Source organism: Lentibacillus salinarum (assembly GCF_042679865.1).
Classification (GTDB): Bacteria; Bacillota; Bacilli; order Bacillales; family Amphibacillaceae; genus Lentibacillus; species Lentibacillus salinarum.
This window is the reverse complement of record NZ_JBHTNH010000004.1, coordinates 1-12897: the sequence shown is the minus strand read 5'-3', so window position 1 is coordinate 12897 and position 12897 is coordinate 1. Positions and strand designations below refer to the sequence as shown.

General features: G+C 41.1%; 8 protein-coding genes, 2 tRNA genes, 1 rRNA gene and 3 pseudogenes. 2 read left to right on the top strand and 12 right to left on the bottom strand.

What is annotated here, in order from left to right:
- Positions 1-35: 35 nt before the first annotated feature.
- The 3 genes from ACFQ4A_RS04465 to ACFQ4A_RS04455 form a co-directional block, all read right to left on the bottom strand.
- On the bottom strand, positions 36-239 hold the full coding sequence (locus ACFQ4A_RS04465; RefSeq protein WP_382398002.1) for a Uma2 family endonuclease: 204 nt from the start codon (positions 237-239) through the stop codon (positions 36-38).
- Between the two features lie 181 nt (positions 240-420).
- A complete protein-coding gene (locus ACFQ4A_RS04460) occupies positions 421-585 on the bottom strand; it encodes a Uma2 family endonuclease (RefSeq protein ID WP_382398000.1) in 165 nt (54 codons plus the stop codon).
- Between the two features lie 197 nt (positions 586-782).
- Entirely contained in the window at positions 783-1985 is a 1203-nt protein-coding gene (locus ACFQ4A_RS04455; protein WP_382397998.1) for an Rpn family recombination-promoting nuclease/putative transposase, read from the bottom strand.
- A 182-nt stretch (positions 1986-2167) separates the two neighbouring features.
- On the opposite strand from ACFQ4A_RS04455, the gene ACFQ4A_RS04450 reads away from it, so the two are divergent.
- On the top strand, positions 2168-4618 hold the full coding sequence (locus ACFQ4A_RS04450; protein ID WP_382397996.1) for a YheC/YheD family protein: 2451 nt from the start codon (positions 2168-2170) through the stop codon (positions 4616-4618).
- Between the two features lie 312 nt (positions 4619-4930).
- Here the strand turns inward: ACFQ4A_RS04450 and ACFQ4A_RS04445 are convergent, their stop codons facing one another.
- The 5 genes and pseudogenes from ACFQ4A_RS04445 to ACFQ4A_RS04425 all read right to left on the bottom strand — a co-directional run bounded on the left by ACFQ4A_RS04445 (position 4931) and on the right by ACFQ4A_RS04425 (position 8663).
- A complete protein-coding gene (locus ACFQ4A_RS04445; RefSeq protein ID WP_382397994.1) occupies positions 4931-6523 on the bottom strand; it encodes a hypothetical protein in 1593 nt (530 codons plus the stop codon).
- A gap of 216 nt (positions 6524-6739) precedes the next feature.
- A complete protein-coding gene (locus ACFQ4A_RS04440; RefSeq protein WP_379553676.1) occupies positions 6740-6841 on the bottom strand; it encodes a flagellin in 102 nt (33 codons plus the stop codon).
- A 377-nt stretch (positions 6842-7218) separates the two neighbouring features.
- Positions 7219-7965: pseudogene (locus ACFQ4A_RS04435) on the bottom strand (flagellin N-terminal helical domain-containing protein); the annotation flags it as partial.
- Between the two features lie 253 nt (positions 7966-8218).
- A pseudogene (locus tag ACFQ4A_RS04430) lies at positions 8219-8425 on the bottom strand (flagellin N-terminal helical domain-containing protein); the annotation flags it as partial.
- Positions 8426-8507: 82 nt separating this feature from the next.
- A complete protein-coding gene (locus ACFQ4A_RS04425; RefSeq protein WP_382397992.1) occupies positions 8508-8663 on the bottom strand; it encodes a carbon storage regulator in 156 nt (51 codons plus the stop codon).
- A 447-nt stretch (positions 8664-9110) separates the two neighbouring features.
- On the opposite strand from ACFQ4A_RS04425, the gene ACFQ4A_RS04420 reads away from it, so the two are divergent.
- Positions 9111-11198 carry a catalase gene (locus tag ACFQ4A_RS04420; protein WP_382397990.1) on the top strand — a complete coding sequence of 696 codons (2088 nt, stop codon included), beginning with the start codon at positions 9111-9113 and terminating at the stop codon, positions 11196-11198.
- Positions 11199-11267: 69 nt separating this feature from the next.
- Here ACFQ4A_RS04420 and ACFQ4A_RS04415 read toward each other — a convergent pair.
- The 4 genes and pseudogenes from ACFQ4A_RS04415 to rrf form a co-directional block, all read right to left on the bottom strand.
- Positions 11268-11670, bottom strand: a pseudogene (locus ACFQ4A_RS04415) (carboxymuconolactone decarboxylase family protein).
- A 562-nt stretch (positions 11671-12232) separates the two neighbouring features.
- Positions 12233-12305, bottom strand: a tRNA-Thr gene (locus tag ACFQ4A_RS04410).
- Between the two features lie 7 nt (positions 12306-12312).
- Positions 12313-12387, bottom strand: a tRNA-Asn gene (locus tag ACFQ4A_RS04405).
- Positions 12388-12556: 169 nt separating this feature from the next.
- Positions 12557-12672: ribosomal RNA gene (gene rrf / locus ACFQ4A_RS04400) — 5S ribosomal RNA — on the bottom strand.
- Positions 12673-12897 lie beyond the last annotated feature (225 nt).

Sequence of the window (12897 nt, the reverse complement as noted above, 5' to 3'; positions counted from 1 at the left end):
CTTCCTCTCGTTATAGACTGTTTTTATTAGCGAACTCAGGCATTCGGCAGATCGGGTATATCCGAAAATATATCATTCATTGAAAAGGAGATGCACTGCATACGAGGTGATGTTTCGGTTTCATCTTCCCGGTAAATTTCCTTCAAGTCATAGTGATCCACATCTAATGTATACTGTTCAAGTGCTTCCTGTACCGAGTCAACCAGCCAATATTCAGCTATGCCGTATTTAGCATACATTTTCATTTTTTCCTTGCGATCGCGCTTAATAGATGATGGCGAAATACCTCGATTGCTAAATCAGGGCTGCCTTCAATCCCTTTATCTGTTACAATCTTAAGTCTTATTTTATGAACCATAACAAGATCAGGCAGCCTTACTTCATGCTCAGACAGTATAACATCTATCGGAGCAGTAAAGGTTATATATTATCGTTTTGGCAACTTTGAATCAGCAGCTTAGATAAATACTGACTCAACAATTGATGTAATGGATGCGGAGATGGTGACATAGTCTGCAATACACCGTTAGCCAGCTCGTAACGCTGACCATCATCTGGAAGATCAGCATAATGATCATAAGTCATTGGTAGCTCGTTCACTCGATTGGGATGTTTTTTTTCGTGTCATGTCGATATCGCACTTCTTTTAAGGCAATTTTGAATGATACAGCAAGTTAATGATGGTTAGTTTTCATTGCTGCGCAAAAGGTTGTTGTTTAAAAAAGTTTCCACTAAGTCCGGCAACTTAATGGAAACCCGTTTGAACAATCCAATCATAAAGCCTATTCTTGCATCACACGCTGAATTTCAATAACTGTATCCTTTGGAAGGCCAGTCGTTTCTATAACGACTTCAATTTCCATACCTTTTGCCAAAAGGCGGCGGGCAATTGCCTCTTTGGCATTTTTCTCTCCTGACTGTATACCTTCTTGTTTGCCTTGCCTTCTGCCTTCCTTTTCGGCCTTTTGTGCTTGTTTTCCCGCCTCTTGCGCTTGTTTTTCTGCCTCTTGTACTTGCTTTTCCGCCTCTTGTACGCGTTGTTTCGCTTCTTGTACACGTTGTTTCGCTTCTTGTACACGTTGTTTCGCTTCTTGTATTTGAAGTTCCCTTTCGCGTTCGGCAGCTTCCTCATCTCTTATCCGTTTTAAACGCGATTCATAAGCCAGATATTGTTCCTCCGTCATACTTAATTCTTCCCAGCCTTCGAACGCGCTGCGTAATGACTCATCCTTCATGGCTATCACCTCCAGTTCCCGGTAAATGTCTTCATACACTTCATCGTTCCTGTGATCCACCATCCCAAGTAACATTAGCCACCTAGCCAGCACATCGTTCCATGGATCCAGTTTGTCGTCTTTCCAGTCCTTGATTAACTTGGACATCTCAACAAAGTGGAATTCCATCACATTCGTCAACTTGAATTTTTCCTCATCCTCATACAAGTGGTACGTCGTGTGGAAACGCTCTGTTTGCGGGAATAAATTAAAATTGAGGATATTAATGGCAATAACCGGTCTTAGTTCACTGTATGTCATTTTCTTTTTAAACGGGCCTCGATATACCCCCGCCCAGTAGTAAATGGAACGTTTAATCATATTATATTGATTGGTGAATTGCATTTCTACATTAATTTGTTCATCCGCGTTCGTAGTCACCAGCAAATCCAGCCTGGACTGCTTATCTTCTGCATGTTCACCGCCTGATTCCGTATTTGTAAATGAAATTTCCTTTATTTGATTTCGCCCGGTTCTTTGCAGAATGGCATTTAAAAATACGACGGTGATGTCTTTGTTCTTTTCATTACCAAATAGCTGCTTGAAAGCATAATCAACCTTAAGATCCATTAATCGTTCGAGCGGTATCCGCTTTAGAATGTTACCTGATTTCCTCTTAGCTTTTTTCTGGTAGTTCTGAGGGTCTTCCATTACGGTTCTTCGTGTAAGATAATTCGGGGTATGTTCCTTAACAAGCGTGTTTCGTGACATGTCAGCACATCCTTTATGATATGTGGGGACTTACTGAGGCGTTTATCTAAGGTCAGTATAGCAGAATATCAGGTGACAGACAAATCAGACAAATCATAACAAGGATTGCCTATTCAATTTTGCGCCCGCTTAGCCGATATAATAAATAGATATTCTCAAGTATTTTTTAAGGAGCATGCGTGATGGCTACATTAAAAGAAAAGCAACTTCCACAAACGTTAAATATCATCGATACACTAATAGAGGCCGCCAGCCATTTTACTGGTTTAGTTAAACAGAAAAACCTTAATCAGAGCATTTATATATTCAGTACCATCGTTGATGGATTTAGCGCAATCGCAAACACATTAACGACAACACATTCAGTGGAAATCCAAACAAATAAGGAAAGCATTGAACGCAGCATTCATCTGATAGCTAAGCAGATGGAACAAGGGAATTTGTTAAAAGTCTCAGAAGTCATTCAGTTTTCTCTTATGCCGCAGTTGAGAGCGTTAAGACAGACATTTGAGGCTGACATTCCTAGTGAACAGGTGACACAGCCGATCACAATTGGTGTCTACTCAAGCCGGGCTAACCCCCGTGCTGCTTATTCGGAAGAACGGATTAATGCTTATGTGGAAGAAGCAGATCGTCAGGGTGTCGGACTGATCTTCTTTTCGTCAGATGATGTGGATTTTGACAACAAACAGATCAATGCTGACGTTTTTAAAGACCATGAATGGCAAAAAGTCGCTGCTCCTTTTCCGGATGTCATCAATAATATTAGTCCAAGTTCCCGTATACAACAATCCCGTACCGAGCGGAGACTGCGGCGCGAACTACCCTTCACCAGTTTCTATGTCGGCAATAAGTTTCATTTGCCAAAAAAACTCGTCAAATACAGGAAATATGCGCATTTGCTAGTTCCATTCAAGGTTTGTAAAAATGAACGTATCATTCACGATTTTATGCTGGATAACAAAATTGTCGTGCTCAAGCCGATTATGGGACGCCGGGGCGAGAATATCTTTTTTGTCGAAAAAAGGGGTAATCGCTATGCATTATTGGATCATAAAAAGGAACAAATCATGGGCCAGGAAACATTTAATGAGTGGCTTGATAACGTCATTTTAAGAAAGAAAAACAGCTATTTGGTTCAGCGATATATTCATTCACGCACGAAAAAGGACGAGCCATTTCATTTTCGTGCGCACATGCAGAAAAATGGTAAGGGCGAATGGCAGCTGACAAAAATTTACCCGCGTGTTGGCAACAAAAAAAGTAACCTGAGTAACATCGCCAATGAAGGCAGAATCGAGGCGCTTGGGTCGTTCCTTGAAAGAGAGTTTGATCATGAGGGTAAGGAATATGAGCAAAAAACGCTCGACATTGCCATGGGATTAACACGGCATCTTGATAACATTCACGGGCTGGCCTTGGATGAATTGGGAATTGACATAACCATTGATGACAATGGCCAGTTCTGGCTGCACGAGGTGAACAATGGTCCACAAACCTTATTCCACGAGAAGGAGCGGGCAGCCAATACGGTTGCTTATGCCACTTATCTTGCCAAAAATGGTATCGTCCATACGAATGAATTGGCTGAGCGAAAACTGATTAAAGGACAATTTGATGCACGAACCACTGATTTGCCATGGGCCGAACCGAGTGAACGTTATAGGGTCGGTATGCTGATACGGAACGGTGAACCGGACGATTTGGCTGTATCATGTGCCAATGCCGCCCGCGAAAAAGGCTTGGACTTTTTCTATTTTACGCCGAAAGATTTGGATTTTGATGAGGTGCTCATCAGGGGACATGTCTATAAAAATGCGGAATGGGTGCCTAAAGTTGTGGAATACCCGGATGTGATATATGACCAGCTTAGAATGCGAGGTACGAAACGGTATCATTCTGTCTATGAAGAGCTGGAAGACATACCGTTTACCAACGAACTAGCACCGAATTCAATCAGCCGGCTAAGTGTTTTTAATCACTTGGCAGCTGATAGGGATTTGCAAAATCTTATCGTTCCTTATAAAAAGATAGAACGTCCCAAAGATGTTTTCCATTTTATAAACCAGTATGGCGACGTCGTGCTGAAACCCGATCGTGGTGCATCTGCTAGTAAGGCTCATATTATATCAAAATTGGCTATTGATAATTACTTGGTAACGGTCGGAGAAACAGAAGCGCATTACAATGACATAAACCTTACCGAGTACTTAAGAGAGTTGATTAAGAAAGGTAGCTATATCGTTCTAAAGCATTTTGGGGCGGTGACAGACACTAACATATTGCTTAGAGTGCACATGATGAAAGATGGGAGTGGGGATTGGACAGTTGTCAGTCGACAACCTGTTATGGAACCTGATAAAAGTGATAACACCTTGACGGGACATAATCGTAAGGAAAGTGAAGCAGAAAACGTTCCAGAACAAATGGATAGCCTATCATTCAAGGTTATAGCCTCTCTTGAAAAATTTTATCAGGAACAGTTTAATAACGTGACATTTCATTTCATTTTTGATGAAACGATGACGCTGTACCTATTTGATGTGAACTTTAACATGCATGGAACGAATGATCTCAATGGAGTGGAATATATAATGGCTTATGCGGGTTATTTAGCTCAGGGTCAGATATGAACGGATTAACCATCGGCAGTTGTGTCCGGTGGTTTTTTCGATAAATGACAGGGTTGGCGATTTAAGTGAAAATAGGGTTGTTGAAATAGACTAAAGCTTTACACACACTTCCCCGAATTCCAAGTTAGAAGAGATCGTATGCTTCATCATTCTCGGACCATTCCTTATCAAATTTTTTGTTTGGATCTAATAGCAGCTTCCCATCCTTTGTGCGTAAAAATTTTCGTGGTATAAAGGTGCTGGAAAGTGAGTTTACATAACGATCTAAAGACGTAACTACAATATTCAATCCAACCATTTTGGGATTCAGAACTATAATAGCTCTGGAGTTTTCAATCCATGTGTGAATATAATTTCTTGTATTTTTTTAAATCCGCATCCTCTAAAATCTGATGGCATGATTGGTACAAAAGAATAACCACTCAAACTATTATAATATTGTATCTTTCTTTTCGTCTTCTCAGTATAACCGTCATACCTAGTGCTTTCATATAGACCAAAGTATTCTACAATATATCTGTTATTATCTTGATAAATAATCCAATCAGGAACATAAGTTTCTTCATCTAAACTATTTAGAAAACGCCTTCCCTCTCTAACAATAATTGCTTCTTTTAAGTAATCTAAAAGAAAGTTGTGAATCTCTAATTCCTCTTTCGAATCACATAGTTGGCCGTCATTACCAATAAGCAAGTCAAATTCTATAGCTTGGAACGCGCACTCTGGAAATGACTCCATAATCCACAAATAAAATTTACTTTCATAATGACGATCAACTATACTTATAAATCTAGGAAACCTTTTATGAAAATATGTTCTGTTTAGTTTAGGAATATCTTTCCGCTCAATATTATTTTTTGAACAAAATGACCGTAAAGCTTCAATTCGATGCTCTTTATTTTCCCAATATTTATTTGGTACTCTTTGAAATTCTGTTATACTATATTGATTTGGATATAATAAATTAACTAATTCTATTGGGGAGCCGTTAAACTCTTGTAGTAATCCATCAAGTCCATGCTGTTTGAAAAACTTTCTTGTAAAATATTTTGGTAATTCATTTCGAGGTATATTATTATTTTTGATTAAATCTTCTATAGTAATTTTAACAAAATCATGATCTTTCCAAGAACCATTTGGGGGACGAAAATCTTTAGTAGAGAAGCATTCAGGAAATAGAGACAAAATGAATTTTGATGGAGAACCGTTATGTCTTTTTAGAGCAGTGCCCAACTTATGTTTTATTAACATGTTTTGAGTAACGCTCAAGGGAGCATCATAAAACCCAATGCCTTCTGCCTTAAGCATTTCATTGAATCTCTGGCGTATTTTATTTTCGTCATTCCAGAAACGTTGGGGGACACTTTTGAAATTCACCTCTTTAAACTTCCCTGGGTAAACAGCATCTACTAATTTGAAAGGAGAATGGTCAAATTGTTTTAATGGAGCAGAAAATCCCCTTTCAACAAGCCACTGGTGTGTAACCACTTTAGGGATGGCTGCTGTGCAAATAGATTCTTCATACAAACAATGATCCAGTTGTTTTTTGATATTTTCCAAATTACTCCAATAACTTTTTGGCACTCTAATAAAATCAAATTCTGTAAATTTTCCTGGATAGACAAAATTGATTAGTTTGCGAATGGATTTAAAACGATTTAAAGATCCCCATAGTTTATACTTTGCAATTATACTTTTTGTGATTTTTGGGATTTGTTCTTGTTTAAGTTCAAGTATAATCTCAAGAGTATAACGTATAAGAACGATTACATTTTGATCCTCTTTCCATGTTCCCCTTGGCAATACTTTTCGCCTGCCATCAATCACTTCTTTGTATATAGGTATGACTTCTTGATTTTCTAATTCAGCTGGAGACATTTTTCTTAATCTATCCAGTTTATCCATTAAAACCACCCTTTTTAATTATAACAGAATAGGAACATATATTCTACAATTAAGTTCAAATGTTGCTGGTTTTTTAGCTGAATACGTTTTGTCATAGAGAAGTAAACTCTTATATAAAGAAGAAAGCTTCCTCGAAATTTGATAGTGATATTATTGGAGTATCCTCAAAAATTAAAGAGACTCTAAATTATTAGAGTCTCTTCTGCAAGTTTCAATTTATTGCAGCAACTGCAATACTCCCTGAGGCTGCTGATTTGCTTGTGCTAACATGCTTTGTGCCGCTTGTGAAAGGATGTTGTTCTTCGTGAACTCCATCATTTCTGACGCCATCGTACGTCCATTTACTTTCATAAATGACTAGACTATATCTTCACCCTCACATCTTGGTAGGGGCCGGGCACTTCGGATTCAGAGGTTTTAGCGGCTCCTCCTTCACCTACGAATTTCATCACCATAGCTTGTGCGTTAGGTGGTTTATTCTAGTCGTTGAACCTTCGCCAGGCTTTCGCCACAGGCGCTTGGCTGCTCGATTGCCCAATCGTTCTTCTTTTCAATCCTTCACGCTTGCCGTTTCCAGCTACGTTGTGGAGAAGAAAGCTCTAAGGGGTTTCCAGCAATTCACCCGGTCGTACTCACTAACCGTTACCAGTTAGGACGACTGTGACTGTCACTGCTTAAGCAGCAGCTAAGTCATAATCAACGTCACGGATACGTGATTCCGCAGCAGTTAAGTTTTCTGAAGATGTTCCTAAGTTATTGATAGTGTGATCCAAACGGTTTTGAACAGCACCGAGTTTAGAACGTTCAGCTGATACATCATCAATCGCAGTTTGAATTGTTTCAATGGCACTATCGGCTTCTGTTTGTGAAGAAATATCAATTCCACCGTAAACTGCTTCACCATCTTCTACTGTTATTTCAGAAGCCCCTCCTGTAGCAACAAACTCTCCATCAGTACCTGCTTCGGCATCCCATTTAACATCATCAATAGCGTAGAAACTATCATTATCTGCTTCCACTGCTACAACTGTGTCACCTTTTAACAGAGCCTCACCAGTAAATTCTTCACCGTCAATTTTAAAATCTTCCGGTGCAGATTCTTCGGTCAATGTACCATTAACTGCTAATGCCTCAGAACTCATATCACCAATAGTAACACTTAAATCTTGACCCTCATTTGCACCAACATGAAAAGTAGCTTCAAATTCACCGTTAAGCAATTCCTGGGTATTAAATTCAGTATCCTCAGAAATATCATTTAGTGCGTTAGCTAACTGATCAACTTCTTTCTGCAATTCTGCCCGATCATCATCTGTATTCGTATCGTTAGAACTTTGAACAGCCAGTTCACGCATACGTTGAAGAATTGCATGTGATTCGTTCATAGCACCTTCTGCAGTCTGGATTAAAGAAATCAATATGTTATCGTAATGGTATTTAATCCATTACCTCTTTATGTTTCCATAAAGTTCAGATCATATCTTCATCCGCTTGGGATGCTCCGCGCTCGTGGGTGGGTTATTGGTCTGGTTCCTCACCACCTGATCGTTACACCTTCCTAACTACTTTTAACCAATTCATTAGGCTTGGCTCGGTATTGCCCACCATCCGCTACCGAAAAAGCTGGTTTGGGGTTCCACCGAATTCACGGAGTTTTCTTCTAAGTATTGCTACCTAGAGCGGCATTTCAAGTCTACCGTCTTGTGCATTGCTTTGAGCTTGTTCCAAACCGCGAATCTGCCCGCGCATTTTTTCCGAGATGGCCAGTCCCGCAGCGTCATCTCCAGCTTTGTTAATTCGAAGACCTGACGACAGCTTCTCCAACGAGTTTTCTGTCGCGCTGTTGTTCATCGACAGTTGGCGGTTTGTGTTCAACGCCGCAATGTTGTGATTAATTTGCATAATCCATCTACCTCCGTGTTTTTTGTTTTGACTAGCAAGACCTGTCCTTGTGAAATGCTAGTTTTATAATAGCCCCTGAATATCAGGAGTTATTACCGTAAATCTCGCCACGGGCAATGTTGAATGCCTGTGGAGCGGTGATGCGAAGCTTGAGGGCATTGTTGCCGTTTCCCTCAGCTTTGATCACTTCGACTTCAATTTTCCTGCCGTGTTCATCCGTGATAAAGTGAAACTTCAATCAGTGGTATTTTGCCTACAGGATGTGGGTCATGCAGACGTTACCAAATGACGTGGTGTTTTTAGTCTGCGTTCATCTATCCCCCACTGATTGTTAGTTGAACAGAGTCGGGCATTTACTGGCAGTTTTATCCCTCACTTAACCTCTTTGGTTTTGCCTCATCGTCTTGAAGTGAGGGTTTTACTGCCAGTTACATGCGGGATAAACACGTTTTCTCCCGGTTTTCTTCTGAGCGTTAACGCCATGGCTAATCATCCTCCATGATGATCTCACTTCTTATATCGGCAGGTTAATGAAATGTTTAAATCGTTTGGACAGAAATTTTTTGCAGATATTCATGCCAGTTAAAAATTTTACCAACACCCTGCAAAAATTGGCATAATCCCACATATGACGAATAGGTATGTAACTGGAGCTAAATTTCTAACGATAAGGATGGGTGATACCATGGACGAACACGAAAACAACAAGTCATCAAGAGGGTACCATCATCATAAGCCCCACAAGGACGAAAAGCAGGAACAGCTTGAACAATACTATGAAAAAAACACTGGCCCAGGCGAGAAAATGACGGATGATGCCGGGTATAAAGTATCCAATGATCGGTGGAGCTTAAAAGCAGGAAGACGCGGTCCGTTATTATTTCAAGACTTTCACTTTTACAGAAAACAGTCTCGCTTCAGCCGGGAACGTATACCGGAAAAAGTCGTTCATGCCAGGGGTTTCGGGTTATATGGAGACTTTGAGTTGTATAAATCAATGCGCCATGTCACAAAAGCCGATTTTCTGCAAAGACCTGGCTCCAAAACACCTGTGTTTACGCGATTTTCCAACTTTATCGGAAGTAAGGGATCCAAAGATACAGCCGTCGATATACGCGGTTTTGCAACAAAGTTTTATACACAGGATGGAAACTATGATAATCTGGCACTCCAATTTCCTGTCTTCATTCTTGCCGATGCGATGAAATTTATGGATGTGACACATGCCGTTAAGCCGAACCCAAATACGGATGTACCGCAAGCGACTGTTGCGCACGATGCTTTTTGGGACTATGTTATCAGCAATCCGGAATCAGCCCATATGGTGATGTGGCTGATGTCCATGCGGGGACGGCCAAGAAGCTGGCGCATGATGGCGGGATGGCCAATCAATACATTCCGGTTTATTAATGAACATGGCCAATCGACCTATGTCCGATTTAAATGGGTGCCTAAACTTGGCGTTCATTCGTTGCTGCTTGATGAAGCGAATATTATCGGCGGCGTCGACCCGGACTTCCATCGCCATGATATCATTGAAGCGGTCAAATGCGGTGCCTATCCTGAGTATGAATTGGGTGTCCAATTAATTGCTGAAGAAGATGAGTTTAAATTTGAATTTGATATTTTAGATGATACGAAGCTGTGGCCAGAAGAAGAAGTTCCTGTTGAAATTATTGGTAAATTGACATTGAACCGGTTAGTTGATAACTTCTTCGCCGAGGAAGAACAGTCATCATTTGACCCGGCAACGGTCATCCCGGGAATTGACTTCACAAATGACCCTGTTTTGCAAGGAAGGGCGTTTGCTTACAGAGATACCGATTACCATCGTCTTGGTACAGGAAATATTAATGAGATACCTGTTAACAAACCTATTTCAGAAACGAACTATAACTATCGGGACAGCTATTCAAAATATCGCATCGACGTTGACTCCGTAGACTATCATAACAACACATTGGCCGGTAATACACCAGCCGAAACCCCTCCTGAAGAAGGTGGATACGCCCATTATCCCGAGAAAGTAGAAGGTCACAAGACAAGGGAACGCCCAAGTGAATCGTTCTATGATTACTTTTCGCAGGCGAGACTTTTCTGGAACAGCTTATCACATGTTGAAAAAGAAGACCTTATAGACACATTTAATTACCACCTTGGCTCTGTCAAAAGTAAATCGGTTAGGCAGCAAAATGTGGAATTTTGGGCAAATGTTGATCGAGAGATGGCCTGTGTGATTGCTGATAATATTGGTGTTGAACGTCCAGAAGGCTCCCATGTTCCCATCACAAAGAGCTCCCCGGCCATCAGCCAGGCCAATACACCGCATTATGCCGCGACACAAAAAGTTGGTGTCTTAATTGATAATGGTTTTAACGGTGAGGAGGTCAGATATACGCTGGACACCTTGCAGCAATGTGGCGTGTTTATGGATATCATCAGTGAGAAGCTGGGGATGGTTACCGGGTCGGATGGTACGACAATTGAAGTCAATGAGACATTTAAAACAACCTATCCGGTCCTGTATGATGCGCTTTATGTCGTTGGTGGAAAGGCAGACAATGAAGCTAAATTTGCGCAAAATATTATGGATTTCGTGAACATGGCCTATAAACACTACAAGCCAATTGGTGTCGCAACAACCGGGCAGCCGTTTATTCAAACGACACCGCATAACAACCTAGCCGGCGTTGTCTTTGCGGCAAATTGTCCTGACTTCGGAAATGACTTTATCGCTGCCATCGCACAGCAGCGTTTTTGGGACAGAACATAACGAAAAATGGTGCAGGGGGATAAGAGCGCTTATTTCCCTGTTTTTTATATAAATGGACGGGCGGTCTTACTATCGACTTGTTGGCTGGTATTCTCCCGGCACGGCACGCATGGTGATGGCAATGCGGTTCCAGCTGTTAATCGTGTTGATGGCATAAACCAGATCAACAAAATCCGTTTCGTTAAAATAAGTGCTGACGTGATTATATAGTTCGTCGGATACATGGTTGGTTGAAATTTGCGTGACCGCTTCCGTTAATGCTAGAGCGGCACGTTCCTTCGCTGTATAATAATCCGTTTCCCGCCACGCATTCAATCCGTATAAGCGCTGTTCCGTTTGACCATTTGCCCGTGCATCTTTCGTATGCATGTCAAAAAGCACATCCGTTTATTTGTGATGCTCGTGTCTTGACGAGTTCCAGCAAAGTTGGTTCCAGGTCAATGGATTTTATATATTTTTCGAAGTCCACCATAATCTTTGCAGCATCCGGTGATCCGGTGCAATCTTATAATAATCTAAACGAGCTCCCATCACGATCCCTCCAACTTATTTTAGCTTACACCTTTAGTATGGCACTTTTATTTTTACCAATGTAATAAACTGCTTAAACAAGGCGCGTCAAATTTGTGGCTCGCCCTTTATAGTGGACAGCCATCCATGAAGCTACTCATTAGCAAAAACAAAATACCAATGATAAAAATAAGTCAGCGGTGCATAATCTTTACCCATCGTCTTGAAACCCCTTTATAGTCATGCCTTATAATCCTTTTCCTCGAGAATAAAGAGATGTTCCACATTGGTCTGGAAAATTTTCGCCATCACCATGGCAAGCGGAATTGACGAATTGTATTTTCCCTTTTATTGAATTTGGAGGAGATTATAAAGAAAAAGTTTTAGAACTTAGAGTGAAAAGCAAATAAGGGATTATATTGCCAACACATGAGGCATTTCGCAAGGACTGATGCAATTGCGAAATGTAGAGGGGGGTTACTAAAAAACGCCTCATCCCTTGGGGGACAGGCGTTTGAATGCAGAGCTTCCAGCCGGACTCGAACCGGCGACCTCTTCCTTACCATGGAAGCGCTCTACCGACTGAGCTATGGAAGCATAAAAATGGCTCCACAGGCAGGATTCGAACCTGCGACCGATCGGTTAACAGCCGATTGCTCTACCACTGAGCTACTGTGGAATAATGTGAAGTGTTTTTTCAAGGTATTATAACCACGATAGTTGTGCTCGTCTTGTTGCAAGTTGCTTCGGTGATGCAGCACGCCTCGCAGGCCTGCACATAGTAGCATATTCAATGTTGCTTGCAGCCAGCTACTGTGGAATAATTTATATAAAAAAGTATAGGAAAAGCCTGGCGGCGTCCTACTCTCGCAGGGGTTAAACCCCAACTACCATCGGCGCTGGAGAGCTTAACTGCTGTGTTCGGCATGGGAACAGGTGTGTCCTCTCCGCTATTGCTACCAGACCGTTTAAATCTAATGGTGCTCTGTTCATCACAGAGCCTGTTATGTTTAAGGACAAGGATTATTATAAGCGTTTTTGACGCAAAATGCAAGGGTTTTGTAATTTGTACCCTGAAAACTAAATAAGAGCTTCATTCAACGCCATATCATTTAGTTAAGTCCTCGATCGATTAGTATCCGTCAGCTTCACGTGTCGCCACGCTTCCACCCCGGACCTATCCACCTCA